This window comes from Paenibacillus sp. MB22_1 (assembly GCF_047200555.1).
GTDB lineage: Bacteria > Bacillota > Bacilli > Paenibacillales > Paenibacillaceae > Fontibacillus > Fontibacillus phoenicis.
The window spans coordinates 606210-622035 of the sequence record NZ_JBLADV010000002.1; the positions used below are offsets into that span (position 1 = coordinate 606210).

Consider the following 15826-nt stretch of genomic DNA (forward strand, 5'->3'; position numbering starts at 1 on the left):
ACAGGGTTATCCGTACTCACGCACTATGATATAGTATCACTCCGCTATAGTAGGTGTCAAGCGAAATATTCAGCGGAATTTTCATAGAAAAAACAAGTCCGGCGCGCCCCGGATCAAACTCGCTTCAGGGTCGCGCCGGCTTATCTTCACCTTCGTCGTTATTCGATCGAAACAGGCTCCAAGCTTTCTTCCGTAACTTCGTCTTGTTCCGGCTCTTCGAATTGAATGTTGCGGTAGCGACTCATGCCGGTACCGGCCGGAATCAGCTTACCGATGATGACATTCTCTTTCAAGCCGAGCAGCTTGTCGACTTTGCCTTTGATCGCAGCGTCGGTAAGCACCCGCGTTGTTTCCTGGAAGGAAGCGGCGGACAAGAAGGAGTCGGTTTCCAGCGACGCTTTCGTAATCCCGAGCAGGACCGGTTTAGCCACTGCCGGCTCTTTGCCAGACAGAATCGCTTCTTTGTTGGCAGTTTCATACTCATGCAAGTCGACGAAAGACCCTGGCAGAAGCGGTGTATCGCCGGCATCCACGATCCGGATCTTGCGCAGCATTTGACGAATCATAACCTCAACGTGCTTGTCGTTGATTTCTACGCCTTGGTTCCGGTATACGCGTTGTACTTCCTGCAAAATATAGTTCTGTACGCCGCGAATCCCTTTGATGCGCAAAATTTCTTTCGGGTCGATGGAACCATCCGTCAGTTCGTCGCCGGCCTCGATCTCGTCGCCTTCGCTGACGCGCAGACGAGAACCGTAAGTAACGGAGTATACTTTCGTTTCCGCTTCGCCTTGAACCTCGATTTCGCGACGGTCCTTCGCTTCGCGGATTTCTTTGATCACGCCGTCAATCTCACTGATCGTTGCTTGACCTTTCGGATTCCGAGCTTCGAACAGCTCCTGAATCCGCGGAAGACCTTGGGTAATATCGTCACCCGCAACGCCCCCGGTATGGAACGTACGCATGGTGAGCTGGGTCCCTGGTTCACCGATCGATTGAGCCGCGATGATGCCGACAGCTTCCCCGATCTCCACGTGTTTCCCAGTAGCCAGGTTACGTCCGTAGCACTTCTTGCACACGCCGTGACGAGCGCGGCAGCTGAGCACGGAGCGGATTTGCAGCTTCGTAATTCCCGCGTTGACGATTTCATGCGCTTTGTCGGAATCGATCAGCTCGTTCCGGTGAATGATGATCTCGCCGGTTTCCGGATGGCGCACCGTTTCGAACGAGTAACGGCCTTCAATCCGGTCGTACAGATTTTCGATCACTTCTTTACCGTCTTGGATAACGCCAACGGTAAAGCCTTTATCCGTACCGCAATCCTCTTCGCGTACGATGACGTCTTGCGCCACGTCGACGAGACGACGGGTCAAGTAACCGGAGTCCGCAGTCCGCAACGCGGTATCCGCCAGACCTTTCCGGGCACCGTGCGTCGAAATAAAGTATTCCAAGACCGTGAGGCCTTCGCGGAAGTTCGATTTGATCGGCAATTCGATGATCCGGCCCGCCGGGTTCGCCATCAGGCCGCGCATACCGCCCAGCTGGGTGATCTGCGATTTGTTACCCCGCGCTTTAGAGTCGACCATCATCATGATGGAATTGTAGCGATCCATCGACTTCATCAGGATGTCGGTAATTTGATCCTTACACTTGGACCAGATATCGATAACGCGGTCGTAACGCTCTTCGTTGGTGATCAGACCGCGGCGGTATTGGTTGGTAACAACCCGTACCTTCTCCTCGGATTCGCGAAGGATTTCTTGCTTTTCCTTCGGAACAATAACGTCCGCCACCGCAATACTTACGCCGGCACGCGTGGAGTAAGTAAAGCCGGTTTGCTTGATTCTGTCCAGAATAACGGAGGTTTCCGTCGTTTGGTAGATTTCGAAGCAGCGGCCGATGATTTCGCCGAGGTATTCTTTGCCCACACCGCCTGGTTGCGGTGCAGCCATGATCCGTTCCACAACATTGGCGCCCTTCTCATAAATAAAGTAATGATCCGGAGTGCCTTGGAACAGGTTCGCACGTGTTGGTTCATTAATATATGGGAAGCTGGCCGGGAAAATCTCGTTGAAAATAATTTTACCAACGGTCGTAATCAGCAAAGCGTTTTGCTGTGCTTCCGTAAAGCTGGTTTTGCCCAGCGCTTTCGCCGGAATGGCTACCCGTGCATGCAACGAAGCGGTGCCGCGTTGATAAGCCGATACGGCTTCATTAACCGAAGACAGGATCATACCGGTACCTTTGGCTTCCTTGTTATCCATGGTCAGATAGTAGGAGCCGAGGACCATATCCTGAGAAGGCGTAACGACCGGTTTACCGTCTTTCGGGTTCAGGATGTTACCGGACGCCAGCATCAGGATGCGGGCTTCCGCCTGAGCTTCCGCGGACAACGGTACGTGCACGGCCATCTGGTCACCGTCGAAGTCAGCGTTGTACGCCGTACATACGAGCGGATGCAGACGGATAGCGCGGCCTTCCACCAGGATCGGTTCGAACGCCTGGATCCCGAGACGGTGAAGCGTAGGAGCACGGTTCAACAGAACCGGATGCTCTTTAATAACTTCCTCGAGCACGTCCCAAACTTCCGGACTCACGCGTTCTACTTTGCGTTTTGCACTCTTAATGTTATGTGCCAGACCTTTGTTCACCAACTCTTTCATGACGAAAGGCTTGAACAACTCCAGCGCCATTTCTTTCGGCAAACCGCATTGGTACATTTTCAAGTACGGACCTACGACGATAACAGAACGACCGGAGTAGTCAACCCGTTTACCGAGCAGGTTCTGCCGGAAACGACCTTGTTTCCCTTTGAGCATGTGGCTCAAGGATTTCAACGGACGGTTGCCCGGACCCGTAACAGGACGGCCGCGGCGACCGTTGTCGATCAAGGCGTCAACGGCTTCTTGCAGCATCCGTTTCTCGTTCTGTACGATGATGTCCGGCGCGCCAAGGTCAAGCAGACGTTTCAACCGGTTGTTCCGGTTGATGACGCGGCGGTACAGATCGTTCAAGTCGGACGTCGCAAAACGGCCGCCATCGAGTTGAACCATCGGACGCAGCTCCGGCGGAATGACCGGAAGCACGTCGAGGATCATCCACTCCGGCTGGTTGCCGGAGCTTTTGAACGCTTCGATGACTTCCAAACGTTTGATCGCACGGTTGCGGCGTTGGCCTTGAGCCGTGCGCAATTCTTCTTTCAGGAATTCCAGCTCTTTGTCGATGTCGAGATCCTGAAGCAGCTTCTTCACAGCTTCCGCACCCATGCCGGCTTGGAATCCATATCCGTATTTCTCACGGTAGCTGCGGTATTCTTTCTCGGACAAAAGCTGCTTTTTCTCCAGCGGTGTTTCGCCTGGATCGGTTACGACATAAGATGCAAAATAAATGATCTCTTCCAGGGAACGCGGAGACATGTCGAGCGCAAGGCCCATCCGGCTCGGGATCCCTTTGAAGTACCAAATGTGAGATACCGGAGCTGCCAACTCGATATGCCCCATCCGTTCGCGGCGCACTTTCGCGCGAGTGACCTCAACGCCGCAGCGATCACAGACAACGCCTTTGTAGCGAACGCGTTTATATTTACCGCAATGACATTCCCAGTCTTTGGTCGGGCCAAAAATCTTTTCGCAGAACAGCCCTTCCTTCTCTGGCTTCAACGTGCGGTAGTTGATCGTTTCCGGTTTCTTTACTTCTCCGCGGGACCAAGAACGAATTTTATCTGGGGAAGCAAGCCCAATTTTCATAAACTCGAAGTTGTTGACGTCCAACAAGGAGCATCCCTCCTTAACCAAGTCCTGATTTGACTGTATAACGCTCTATTCTACGCCGACTTCCGCGCCTTCCAGATTGAGACTGAGCTTGTCGCTCGACGCATCGTCCTCGTCGTCGATCTCTTTCATCTCGATCTCTTCTTCGTTTTCGGTCAGGATCTTGACGTCCATACCCAAGCTTTGCAGCTCTTTGATCAAGACCTTAAACGATTCAGGCACGCCCGGTTCAGGCACGTTTTCCCCTTTAACGATGGATTCGTAGGTTTTCACCCGACCCACCACGTCATCCGATTTGACGGTAAGAATCTCTTGCAGCGTATAAGCAGCACCGTAAGCTTCGAGCGCCCATACTTCCATCTCCCCGAAACGCTGACCGCCGAACTGAGCTTTACCACCCAGCGGCTGCTGCGTAACGAGCGAGTAAGGACCTGTCGAGCGAGCATGGATCTTATCGTCAACCATGTGCGCCAGCTTGATCATGTGCATGACACCAACGGTAACTTCACGTTCAAACGGTTCACCTGTGCGGCCATCGTACAAGATCGTTTTACCGTTCCGCTGCATGCCGGCTTCTTCCATCGTATCGAATACGTCTTCTTCATTGGCGCCGTCGAATACTGGCGTTGCCACGTGAATCCCCATCTGCAGGGCGGCCATACCCAAGTGAATCTCCAGCACCTGCCCGATGTTCATCCGCGAAGGTACGCCCAGCGGATTCAGGACAACCTGTACCGGCGTTCCGTCTGGCATAAATGGCATATCTTCTTCCGGCAAAATCCGAGCCACGACCCCTTTGTTACCATGGCGTCCGGCCATCTTATCGCCTTCGGAGATTTTCCGTTTCTGCGCAATGTACACCCGAACGAGCTGATTAACGCCTGGCGGCAATTCGTCGCCGTTCTCGCGGGTAAACACCTTCACGTCAACAACAATCCCGTCTGTACCGTGAGGTACACGCAGGGAAGTATCACGAACTTCGCGAGCTTTCTCACCAAAGATGGCGTGCAGCAAGCGTTCTTCTGCCGTCAGTTCCGTTACGCCTTTAGGCGTTACTTTACCAACCAGGATGTCGCCGGCAGCAATTTCCGCACCAACGCGGATAATACCGCGTTCATCCAGATTACGCAGCGCTTCTTCGCCGACGTTCGGGATGTCGCGAGTAATTTCTTCCGGTCCCAGCTTCGTGTCGCGGGCTTCGGATTCGTATTCCTCGATATGGATCGAAGTATATACGTCTTCCTTCACCAGCTTCTCGCTCAGCAGGATCGCATCCTCGTAGTTGTAACCTTCCCAAGTCATAAAGGCAACGACCACGTTGCGGCCCAGTGCCAATTCGCCCAGTTCCGTCGATGGACCGTCCGCCAGGATGTCACCCTTCTTAACAATGTCGCCCCGTTTGACGATCGGACGTTGGTTAATACAGGTTCCTTGGTTAGAACGCATAAATTTGTGCAACTTATATTTCACAAGGTCGCCTTTGACTTCTTTCCCGTCTACGACTTCGATACGGCGAAGCCAAATTTGGTTCGCTTCCGACCGTTCGATGATCCCGTCATATTTCGACACGATGCAGACGCCGGAGTCTTTCGCAGCCTTGTGTTCCATCCCCGTACCAACAAGCGGAGCTTTAGGAACAAGCAACGGCACCGCTTGACGCTGCATGTTCGAACCCATGAGCGCACGGTTAGAGTCGTCGTTCTCCAAGAATGGAATCAGCGCTGTAGCGACGGATACAACCTGTTTCGGCGAAATATCCATGTAGTCTACGCGGCTGCTTGGCATCGTCAAGATGTTATCCGATTGCTTGTTGTAACGAACGATGACGAACTCGTCTTCGAACTTGTTGTCTGGCGTCAGCTTCGCGTTCGCTTGCGCAATGACATAGTTGTCTTCTTCGTCGGCCGTCAGGTAGGTCACTTGATCCGTAACGGTTCCCGTCTTCGGATCAACCCATCGATACGGCGCTTCGATGAAGCCATACTCATTGATTCGCGCATAAGTAGACAGGGAGTTGATCAAACCGATGTTCGGACCTTCCGGCGTTTCGATCGGACACATCCGGCCATAGTGGGACGGGTGAACGTCACGCACTTCCATGCCGGCACGTTCCCGAGTCAAACCGCCTGGACCGAGCGCAGACAAACGGCGTTTGTGCGTCAGTTCAGCGAGCGGGTTCGTTTGGTCCATAAACTGAGACAGCTGCGAGCTGCCGAAGAACTCTTTGATCGATGCGATGACAGGACGGATATTTATGAGCGCCTGCGGCGTAATCACGTTCGCATCCTGAATCGACATTCTTTCGCGCACGACACGTTCCATCCGGGACAAGCCGATGCGGAATTGGTTCTGCAGAAGCTCACCAACGGAGCGCAGACGACGGTTACCCAGATGATCGATATCGTCCGTGCTGCCGATGCCGTGCAGCAGATTGATAAAATAGCTGATCGAAGAAATAATATCAGCAGGTGTAATATGCTTCACCGATTTATCGATATTGCGGTTCGCGATTACCTTAACCACTTTACCGTCTTCAATCGGGGAGAATACGTCGATAGTTTGCAGCGGCACATCATCAACGTCAAGGACGCCGCCGGCAACATGGTAGTTCTTGAAGCCAACGCCGTTCTCAAGGTACGGTAAAATTTCATCCAGCAAGCGGCGGTCAACCATTTGACCGGCTTCGGCGATAATTTCACCCGTCGTCGTATCAATCAGCGTCTCAGCAAGACGTTGGTTGAATAAGCGATTCTTGATGTGCAGCTTTTTATTGATTTTATAACGACCAACATTCGCCAGATCGTAACGTTTTGGATCGAAGAAGCGCGCTACCAGCAAGCTCTTCGCATTCTCAAGCGTCGGCGGTTCACCCGGACGCAAACGTTCATAGATCTCGATCAAGGCTTTCTCTGTCGAATCCGTATTGTCTTTATCCAGCGTATTGCGGATATACTCGTCGTTGCCGAGCAAATCCAAAATTTCCGCATCGGTTCCGAAGCCAAGCGCACGCAGCAACACGGTTACCGGAATTTTGCGGGTGCGGTCGATCCGCACGTAGATAATATCTTTCGCATCCGTCTCCAACTCGAGCCAAGCGCCGCGGTTAGGGATAACGGTTGCGGTGTACATTTTCTTACCGTTCTTATCCACTTTCGTACTGAAATAGACGCTAGGAGAGCGAACCAACTGGCTGACAATAACCCGTTCCGCACCGTTAATAATAAACGTACCGGTTTCGGTCATCAGCGGGAAATCTCCCATGAACACTTCCTGCTCTTTGACTTCGCCGGTTTCCTTATTAATGAGCCGGACTTTTACCCGAAGCGGCGCCGCATAGGTAACGTCGCGTTCTTTCGCGTCATCCACCGTATACTTCGGTTCGCCCAGGCTGTAATCGATAAACTCCAACACCAGATTTCCGGTGAAATCCTGAATTGGCGAGATATCTTGGAACATTTCCCGAAGACCTTCTTCCAAGAACCACTCATAGGATTTCTGTTGGATTTCGATCAGGTTCGGTACTTCGAGTATCTCGTTAATTCGCGCATAACTACGCCGAGTGCGTCGACCATATTGAACAAGATGTCCTGCCAACTTAAACTCACCCCTCATGTCTACTCACTTAAAAATACATTGCGAACCCGTGTTTGTGCCCTTATAATAGACCCATACGGATTCATCCACAAATAAAGAAAAGCCCTTATCGAATGCTTTCGAAAAAAGAGCATCATTTATCCGTGTCTGTTTCTGCTCTGATGTCCTCATAATCATTAGTTTATCCAAAATGTGCATATTATACGTAGAACGACACATTTTTATGCATTGTTCCCGTAAAACTATTGACATTTCAGCAAACTAAAGCCACAGAGGGCATCCTAATGCTGACATTTTATAATAATAACATATCGGATTTGTCAAGTCAACCTTCGTCTTTAACCGCCCGATAAATGCGGTACCCCTTGTCCTTGGTCACTTCCACCACTCGGGAAAACAGCGACTCCAACTTCTCCTTCGCCGACGGCGCCCCTTGTTTCTTCTGAATAACCACCCATAACGATCCTCCAGAACGCAACCGTTCATAGGCACCTTCAAAAATGGCATGCACCGTAGCTTTACCAGCCCGAATCGGCGGATTGGTCAACACCACGTCGAACTTCCGATTCTCTATCGCCGAGAACAAATCGCTTTCCAACACGGTGACGTTGTTCACACCGTTCGCAGCAGCATTCTCTTTCGCTAATTCAACAGCTCGGGAGTTCACATCGATCATCGTCACATGACCCTTGGTCGCCAGCCTCGCCGCTGCCAGTCCGATCGGTCCATATCCGCAGCCTACATCCAGTACCTCCGCATCCTCTGGAATATCCATGGCTTCAATTAAGGTACGACTGCCGAAGTCAACGCCTCCCTTAGCAAAAACGCCGGCATCGCTGACGAAGCGGTAGCTTTGCCCCCGCAACACTGTATCCCAGGTTTTCCGATCATGCGCCGCAGTCGGTTGGCTTGCGTAGTAGTGATCCGCCATGTTTTCTTGTTTCCCTCCATTAGCATCTAGTCATCTATCTGTACTCGTCCCCTATTATATCCATTTCCACATATTCATGTAAGGGGAGAAAGGCAACAAACCCCTTGAATCAAATTCAAGGGGTTTGTGATCGAGAAACAAGCTACTACTTCAGTTCTACAGTTGCGCCTGCTTCTTCCAGTTTTGCTTTGATGCTGTCTGCTTCTTCTTTGCCTACTTTTTCTTTCAGCGGTTTTGGAGCGTTGTCAACCAGGTCTTTGGCTTCTTTCAAGCCGAGGCCAGTGATTTCGCGAACCACTTTGATAACGTTGATTTTGGAAGCACCAGCGTTAGTCAGGATTACGTCGAATTCGGATTGTTCTTCAGCTGCGCCGCCGCCAGCTGCACCGCCGCCAGCTACAACAACCGGAGCTGCTGCAGTTACGCCGAATTCTTCTTCGATTGCTTTAACGAGATCGTTCAGTTCAAGAACGGTCATACCTTTGATTGCTTCCAAGATTGCTTCTTTACTCATGGTAGAACCTCCATTATATAATAGTTTGTTTGTTGCGAATCAGATAACTTGCATCCGCAAGGCTAACTTACGCGCTTGCTTCTTCTTTCTCGGCAACGGCTTTGACAGCCAGTGCGAAGTTGCGAACAGGTGCTTGAAGTACGCTGAGGAGCATCGAAAGCAGACCTTCGCGGGAAGGAAGATCCGCGAGCGCTTTGATTTGGTCGACGCCAACAACACGGCCTTCAACCACGCCACCTTTAACTTTCAGAGCATCGTTCTTCTTGGCGAATTCGCTCAAGATTTTCGCTGGAGCTACTGCATCTTCCTTACTGAACGCGATGGCCGTAGGACCGGTCAACACTTCGTCCAGCTCGGTCAATTCTGCAGCAGCCGTAGCGCGGCGAATGAGCGTGTTCTTCAGCACTTGGAATTCCACGCCAGCTTCACGAAGCTGTTTGCGGAGTTCGGTAACTTGAGCAACATTCAATCCGCGATAATCCGCAACGACGGTCGTTGCGCTTTCGCGCAATTTGGACGTTACAGCTTCAACGGCTTCTTGTTTTGCTTGAATGACTTTTGCGTTTGCCAAACTGCACACCTCCTATTAGATTCATGAGCCTCTTGCTACTTCCGCAAGGCATTGAAAAAAGCCTCCGCAGAATCACGAAGGCTTTGATGGATCATCCGCACACAGCCCAGCTGTGTACAGCGACGTTCTATCACAACACCTCGGTAGGAAATTAAGCCTCACGGCACCTACTGTCTACGGTAAGCATATTCATATTTAAGTCTCACTTCAAAACAACTGTTTCAGTATACCAAGGCGACACCGTGGTGTCAATCCCCGTTCCGTCAAGACACAGCTGACGCATGAAAATGTTTGTAGGTCTTGCGAATGGCTAAAATGCCGTTTTTACGGGGTATCCTATGAACTTTTCCGGAAAATATCCGGCTGTACGGCTGCATCACCACCTTCTCGTGATGTACTTTCTTCTTTGAGCGTACTTTTTTTCCTTATAATGGACAGACGTGTTGCGTCGCACTCTTGGATTCTTTATGCACATTTGCAGGTCATGAAGCAAAACGCAGGTACCTCTTCTGTTCCTGAAGTTCCCGCATCCGTACGAGGTCTAACCACGGACTCGCAATCGTTTCCCGCAGCAGCCGAAGAAATCCGCGAATGCCGAACTGAGAAGTTAATGCCGCCACAACTTCAACCAGTCCGGCCAGTTCATTCATCAAATGGGCCAGATGCATAAGGTAGTGGTATCCTCTCATCGCGTTCCAATCATAGGCGAAAACATGCTCGTACTGGTACCCTTGCCGTTTCTCTTGCAGGATGTCGTTCTCCAGTCCCCAGCGGCTCCGGGCCATCACGTTGCAACGCACATGCAGGTTGCGCTCATGGAGCGGTTCGCTGGAAAGCCAGGCATGGCGGGAGGTTTTCGTGACGATCTTGGCCTGCTCATCTGCTTCTTCCCACGTTTCTTCACAGACGACGACGTGTACGGTCTGCTTCAACCGTTCATTGGAGCCATAAACGTATTCGATGTCATTCGTATACCGGAATGTCTGGGCTCTCCCCTTCCAAGTGCGGGTGACGGTCTGCTCCGGATGGAGCTTCATGAGCGCATGTGCTTCCTTCCATACGCTCAGCAGCGAATCGTTCTGCAGCACGATCATAAATTCCCACCGGTTTTTGCGGCAAAGCGCCATCACCGGACCGTTGGCATACAAGCCATCCAGCAGAAGCGTCACGGGCAAGCGGGGAAACGCCGCTTTCAGTCGTGCCGCCAGCCGGTAAAACGCCTTTAATTCACAATCCTGTTTGCTGCTCCCTTCATCGACCGTGTTATCCAGAAATTCGCTCATCAGCGGCAACACCAACCCGCTGGGAAACACCAGCTTCGCTTCCAGCAGATACACATAGTATTCCGGCTCTTCTTTGCCGCCCGGTTTCCGGTGCAGTTGCTCTTCGGACAAACACGTTTGCGTCACCAATTTTTGTGTGCCGTCTACCGCGATCAGATATCGTTTCTTCACCAGATCGTTTCGAAACTTTTTGCTTCGGATGAGCCGCCGAAGCAGCTTCAGGTGCGCCTGCTCAATCTCCTGTACTTCGATCCGCTCCAGCAACCGGCACAGCGTATCGTGATGCGGCAAACTTTCCAGTTCGGGAAACAACGCCTTTAGATTCTCGTACAGCACAGGACGGCTCATCTCGCGTCCGGCTTCCCGCCGCGACGCATATTGAAACACAAACGCCAGTATCCCGTACAGCATCAGCACGGTGAGCTTGTGCTTGACTTTGTTGGGATGGCGCGGATCCTCGATCTTCCCCAGGTCATGCAGCAGCCCCGGCAGCAGTTGCCGGAATACGTTCAGGGTTCCCTCCACCGCCTGCTGTCTTCCCGCCTTTTCCTCTTCCGGCGTCTTCCATATGCTGTTGCGATTCGGAAGCGTTGCTTTACGCGGCATGGCTATGCCCTGCTTCTGCTGACGGACTCGGAGCATCTTCTGGCTTCTTCTTTTGGCTTTGCGGCGTAACTGGGCTGCGGACACCGGTTTACTCATCCCGCTCACCCCCGGATACGGGCAGCGAACACAGCTGCGCTCGAAAATCCCGCCGCAGCGGATAGACAAAGATGCGTTTCCGGCTTAGCGCATGCTCGTGTGTTCGGTCCATGCGCCCCCGTCCGGCGGTAAGACCAAGATCGATCCAATTGGCCGCCCGGTAACACGTCCCTGCGTAATGCGCCGTGTCCACGAATGTCTCCAGCAGTACGGGTGCATAGCCGTATCGCTCCTGCCAATCGACGACGATTTGGCATGATGCTATCGCCAGCGCTTTGCTCGCCAGGTTCTTGATCTTCACCCATGGAAAGATGAGAAACCGAGTATTGTTCACGACCAGATGCAAACGCTGGCTGCGGTCTTCCCTGCTCCAGCCAATCCAGTTGTCGCGTTCAGCCAAGGCCCATGCCGACGCAGAAAACAGCAGACATCCGAGCCGACGCTTCGGTTCGGCGCTTGACCAGATAAAGTAGCGCTGATGGGCGCCAAACGGGCGTTTGTAGCCCAGCATGTGGTAACGTTCAATGAAACTGTTCCAAAGGCGAACATCGGCTTGGTCTTGAACGGGTTCCAAAGCGATTGGGGCATATTGAGATACAGTGCCGGAAAGAACTGCTTGCTCCTGAAGTTCATCACTTTGCGCGAAAGGAACATAAGGATTACGAACGACCGTCTTCCGCTTTGCCGGAAGAACAATCTCACCCTTGGCTTCCAACTTCTCAAGCAATGCCATACAGGCATCTCGCTTATACTTTCCGTTAGGAGCGAACCATTCAAGCCCCTCACAGATGGTATGTGCCAACTCTGTTCGGGTTAAGTGCTTGAACCGGCGTACGATGTACTTGATATCTTCCAACTCTTGCTTGGTAAATATCCGTCCAGCTAACAGCTCCGAGTCCTGAGTCATAAAGATTTCGCCCCCCCCCACAGGTTCCCACACTATTATCGCATAGTGTTTTTGCCTTGTCCAGCACGGGATTGCGAAAAAGTTTTTTCGACGATCTATGAAAACCCGCGTCAAATGTTACATCTCAGTTTCATGCGTCAGTACTGCCGTCAAGAACGAAAGGTATTATCTGTAAGCAGCTGTATTTACGCGAGCGCTTGGGCCCATGGTCGAAGAAATCGCGATATTCTTCAAGTAAACGCCCTTCGCAGCGGCCGGTTTAGCCCGGTTCAATGCGTCGATGAGAGCCTTGAGGTTCTCATTCAATTGTTCGGCAGTAAAGGATACTTTACCGATTGGCGCATGAATTTGACCCGCTTTGTCCAGACGGTACTCGATTTTACCGGCTTTGATTTCTTGAACGGCTTTCGCTACGTCAAACGTAACTGTGCCTGCTTTCGGGTTAGGCATAAGGCCTTTACCACCGAGCAGACGGCCGAGTTTACCAACTTCGCTCATCATGTCCGGTGTAGCTACGCAGACATCGAACTCGAACCAGCCTTGTTGGATTTTGTTGATCATGTCTTGATCGCCGACGAAATCTGCTCCGGCTGCTTCTGCTTCCTTCGCTTTGTCGCCTTTGGCGAATACCAATACGCGTTGGGTTTTGCCCGTGCCATGCGGCAGAACAACGACACCACGAACGGCTTGGTCTTGTTTACGAGGGTCTACGCCCAAACGAACTGCAGCTTCAACGGTTTCGTCGAATTTTGCAGTCGCTGCCTTCTTCACCAGTTCAACGGCTTCCAAAGGCTCATACGTCGCTTCGCTGTCAATCAGCTTAGCGGCTTCCAGGTATTTCTTACCGTGTTTAGCCATGAATTCGTCCTCCTATGTGGTATTAGCGGAAATTCCTCCCACTGTTGATGGGTCATATAAACAAGCTTCGCTCATCTATAAAACTCCATCCGAGGATGAAATTTAATCACGTGAATTCAGATTAAGAAATTTCATCCATTCGACCAAGATTAGTCTTGGATCGCGATGCCCATGCTGCGGGCAGTACCTTCAACCATACGCATAGCCGCTTCAACGGATGCTGCGTTAAGATCAGGCATTTTTTGCTCCGCGATTTGACGAACGGTGTCGCGTTTCACGGTAGCCACTTTCTTCTTGTTCGGTTCGCCAGAACCTTTCTCGATCTTCGCTGCAACACGAAGCAGAACGGCCGCCGGTGGAGTTTTGGTGATGAATGTAAAAGAGCGGTCTTCAAACACCGAAATTTCAACCGGAATGATCAAACCTGCTTGATCGGCAGTACGTGCGTTGAATTCCTTACAGAATGCCATGATGTTGACACCTGCTTGACCCAGCGCCGGACCTACCGGAGGTGCAGGGTTCGCTTTCCCCGCAGGAATTTGCAGTTTTACCACTTTGATAACTTTTTTCGCCATGTAAAACACCTCCTTGCCCTAATAGTGGTAAACGGAAGCCTTGCGGCCCCTCCCACTTTGAAACCCTAAGAAACCTTTAGAAGCTGCAAAATTATATCTTCTCCACCTGAGAGTAATCCAGCTCAAGCGGGGTTTCTCGTCCAAACATGTTGACGTGAACCTTAACCTTGCTCTTGTCGGTCAGAATTTCCTCAATTGAGCCTACAAAATTGGCAAATGGACCAACTTTGATGCGCACATTTTCCTTGAGCTCAAATTCGATGACCGGCTTTGGTTCCTCCATGCCCATATGCGCCAGAATCTGATCCACTTCTTCAGGGAGCAACGGCGTTGGCTTGGAACCGGAACCCGTAGAGCCGACGAACCCGGTGACTCCCGGCGTGTTGCGAACAACATACCAAGAATCGTCGGTTTGGATCATTTCCACCAAGACGTAACCGGGGTAAACTTTACGCATGACAGTCTTCTTCTTACCGTCTTTGTTCACCACTTCTTCTTCCATTGGAACAAGAACGCGGAATATCTTGTCTTCCATGCCCATGGACTCGACGCGTTTTTCCAAATTGGCTTTGACTTTGTTCTCATACCCGGAATAGGTATGAACGACGTACCATCTTTTTTCCATATCAAGCCACCTAGGGACCCTTCTTAAATTATCGCTTCGATCACAGCAGAAATGCCGATGTCCAGAACCCAAAAATAAATCGCGACAACGGTAATTGTACCGAGCACAATCAGCGTATAATTAGTCAGCTCTTTACGATTAGGCCAGCGAACCTTTTTAAGCTCAGCCCAGCTCTCAGAGAAAAAAGAAAACAACGACTTGAAACTACGTTTCATGCGCGACTACACCTCCAAGGACTATCTGGTTTCGCGATGAGGAACTTGCTCGTTGCAGAACTTGCAATATTTCTTCATCTCCATGCGGTCGGGGTGGTTACGCTTGTTTTTCGTTGTCGTGTAGTTTCTTTGTTTGCAATTCGTACAAGCCAACGTAATTATTACCCGCATGATGTGCACCTCCCGAAGACATTCTTTAATGAGCTGTCTCTATATTGACCTAAAATCGAATGTTCGCCACCTAAAAAAGGGAAACACAAAATTAGGCCTACCTAAAACACTTTATCATATGGCACAACCCGTGTCAACGAGGCATCCTGCTAATGCTCTACGATTATTTACAGTATAGCTCACGATTTTGGAAGATAAACCCTGGGGAGAGAAATCGATGGGGACAACCCTTCAGCAAAGTGAAGGAGAAAAAGCAGATGTATCAAGCGAATCCGTGCGGCTTCGCCTCTGGTGGGGGAAGTAAAGAACCGTGTCGTCGTGGTAAAAAAAGGGTTCCCTGCAACCAGGTCACCCTTGGGTCTGCTTATTGAATGGTATGTAGCGTTACGATGAAAAGAATAAGTTCAGATACCGCCGTCGCGAACTTCCAGATAACGCTCCAGCTTGCGCTTGACGCGCTGCAGGGCGTTGTCGATCGATTTGACGTGGCGATTCAAATCCACCGCGATCTCCTGATAGGACCTTCCGTCCAAATACAGCATAAGCACTTTGCGCTCCAAATCGCTGAGGATCTCGGACATCTTGTCCTCCAGGCCGGTAAACTCTTCCTGGTTGATGATCAATTCTTCCGGATCGCTCACCTGAGAGCCGCAAATGACGTCGAGCAACGTTCGGTCCGATTCCTCATCGTAGATCGGCTTGTCCAAGGAAACGTACGAATTCAGCGGAATATGCTTCTGCCTCGTTGCCGTCTTGATCGCGGTAATGATCTGGCGCGTAATGCACAGCTCCGCGAACGCTTTGAACGAAGCAAGCTTATCCCCCCGAAAGTCCCGGATCGATTTGTAGAGTCCGATCATGCCTTCCTGTATGATATCTTCGCGGTCGGCACCGATGAGAAAATAAGACCTAGCCTTAGCGCGCACGAAGCTCCGATACTTGTTGATCAAGTATTCCAACGCTTCACTGTCGCCTTCCCGAACCGCCTCGACAATGTCTTCGTCACTTTGGATCTCATAGTCAAACCTTACCCATGTATCGAGTTTGACACTCACCACAAATCCCTCCGGCCGCAACGCACGGTTCCCCGTCACTCATTCAAGTAATACG

13 protein-coding genes and 1 other annotated feature are annotated in these 15826 nt (G+C 51.2%); all 13 genes read right to left on the reverse strand.

Annotated features, from left to right (window positions below):
* Positions 1 to 158: 158 nt before the first annotated feature.
* Complete coding sequence (gene rpoC, locus ACL02P_RS14675; RefSeq protein WP_036646409.1) at positions 159 to 3773, reverse strand: DNA-directed RNA polymerase subunit beta'; 3615 nt, start codon at positions 3771 to 3773, stop codon at positions 159 to 161.
* A 45-nt stretch (positions 3774 to 3818) separates the two neighbouring features.
* Complete coding sequence (gene rpoB / locus ACL02P_RS14680) at positions 3819 to 7364, reverse strand: DNA-directed RNA polymerase subunit beta (RefSeq protein WP_412837557.1); 3546 nt, start codon at positions 7362 to 7364, stop codon at positions 3819 to 3821.
* A 325-nt stretch (positions 7365 to 7689) separates the two neighbouring features.
* On the reverse strand, positions 7690 to 8295 hold the full coding sequence (locus tag ACL02P_RS14685; RefSeq protein WP_009226629.1) for a class I SAM-dependent methyltransferase: 606 nt from the start codon (positions 8293 to 8295) through the stop codon (positions 7690 to 7692).
* 145 nt (positions 8296 to 8440) lie between these two features.
* Positions 8441 to 8809 carry a 50S ribosomal protein L7/L12 gene (gene rplL / locus ACL02P_RS14690; protein WP_009226628.1) on the reverse strand — a complete coding sequence of 123 codons (369 nt, stop codon included), beginning with the start codon at positions 8807 to 8809 and terminating at the stop codon, positions 8441 to 8443.
* A gap of 67 nt (positions 8810 to 8876) precedes the next feature.
* Positions 8877 to 9380 (reverse strand): 50S ribosomal protein L10, encoded by a 504-nt coding sequence (gene rplJ, locus ACL02P_RS14695; protein WP_016310706.1) that lies wholly within the window; start codon positions 9378 to 9380, stop codon positions 8877 to 8879.
* Positions 9381 to 9424: 44 nt separating this feature from the next.
* Positions 9425 to 9578: a sequence feature (ribosomal protein L10 leader region), on the reverse strand.
* Between the two features lie 284 nt (positions 9579 to 9862).
* Positions 9863 to 11365: a transposase family protein gene (locus tag ACL02P_RS14700; RefSeq protein ID WP_412836758.1), complete on the reverse strand. Its 1503-nt coding sequence runs from the start codon at positions 11363 to 11365 to the stop codon at positions 9863 to 9865.
* Entirely contained in the window at positions 11358 to 12272 is a 915-nt protein-coding gene (locus ACL02P_RS14705) for a DUF4338 domain-containing protein (protein WP_412836711.1), read from the reverse strand. Before ACL02P_RS14705 ends, ACL02P_RS14700 begins: the two co-directional genes overlap by 8 nt.
* A gap of 165 nt (positions 12273 to 12437) precedes the next feature.
* The gene (rplA, locus tag ACL02P_RS14710; protein WP_009226626.1) at positions 12438 to 13130 is read right to left on the reverse strand and encodes a 50S ribosomal protein L1; all 693 of its coding nucleotides are present in this window, start codon (positions 13128 to 13130) and stop codon (positions 12438 to 12440) included.
* Between the two features lie 149 nt (positions 13131 to 13279).
* Positions 13280 to 13705 carry a 50S ribosomal protein L11 gene (rplK, locus tag ACL02P_RS14715; protein ID WP_036646403.1) on the reverse strand — a complete coding sequence of 142 codons (426 nt, stop codon included), beginning with the start codon at positions 13703 to 13705 and terminating at the stop codon, positions 13280 to 13282.
* A gap of 91 nt (positions 13706 to 13796) precedes the next feature.
* A complete protein-coding gene (gene nusG / locus ACL02P_RS14720; RefSeq protein ID WP_009226624.1) occupies positions 13797 to 14330 on the reverse strand; it encodes a transcription termination/antitermination protein NusG in 534 nt (177 codons plus the stop codon).
* A 23-nt stretch (positions 14331 to 14353) separates the two neighbouring features.
* Positions 14354 to 14545 carry a preprotein translocase subunit SecE gene (gene secE / locus ACL02P_RS14725; protein ID WP_009226623.1) on the reverse strand — a complete coding sequence of 64 codons (192 nt, stop codon included), beginning with the start codon at positions 14543 to 14545 and terminating at the stop codon, positions 14354 to 14356.
* A 21-nt stretch (positions 14546 to 14566) separates the two neighbouring features.
* A complete protein-coding gene (rpmG, locus tag ACL02P_RS14730; protein WP_009226622.1) occupies positions 14567 to 14716 on the reverse strand; it encodes a 50S ribosomal protein L33 in 150 nt (49 codons plus the stop codon).
* Positions 14717 to 15120: 404 nt separating this feature from the next.
* Positions 15121 to 15774 (reverse strand): RNA polymerase sporulation sigma factor SigH, encoded by a 654-nt coding sequence (gene sigH, locus ACL02P_RS14735; protein WP_009226621.1) that lies wholly within the window; start codon positions 15772 to 15774, stop codon positions 15121 to 15123.
* Between the last annotated feature and the right edge of the window lie 52 nt (positions 15775 to 15826).

Excerpts from the sequence above, each read along its gene's own strand:
- ACL02P_RS14685 (WP_009226629.1), bottom strand. The coding sequence starts at position 8,295 with ATGGCGGATCACTACTACGCAAGCCAACCGACTGCGGCGCATGATCGG.
- rplA (WP_009226626.1), bottom strand. The coding sequence starts at position 13,130 with ATGGCTAAACACGGTAAGAAATACCTGGAAGCCGCTAAGCTGATTGAC.
- secE (WP_009226623.1), bottom strand. The coding sequence starts at position 14,545 with ATGAAACGTAGTTTCAAGTCGTTGTTTTCTTTTTTCTCTGAGAGCTGG.
- rplL (WP_009226628.1), bottom strand. The coding sequence starts at position 8,809 with ATGAGTAAAGAAGCAATCTTGGAAGCAATCAAAGGTATGACCGTTCTT.
- nusG (WP_009226624.1), bottom strand. The coding sequence starts at position 14,330 with ATGGAAAAAAGATGGTACGTCGTTCATACCTATTCCGGGTATGAGAAC.
- ACL02P_RS14705 (WP_412836711.1), bottom strand. The coding sequence starts at position 12,272 with ATGACTCAGGACTCGGAGCTGTTAGCTGGACGGATATTTACCAAGCAA.
- rpmG (WP_009226622.1), bottom strand. The coding sequence starts at position 14,716 with ATGCGGGTAATAATTACGTTGGCTTGTACGAATTGCAAACAAAGAAAC.
- rplK (WP_036646403.1), bottom strand. The coding sequence starts at position 13,705 with ATGGCGAAAAAAGTTATCAAAGTGGTAAAACTGCAAATTCCTGCGGGG.
- ACL02P_RS14700 (WP_412836758.1), bottom strand. The coding sequence starts at position 11,365 with ATGAGTAAACCGGTGTCCGCAGCCCAGTTACGCCGCAAAGCCAAAAGA.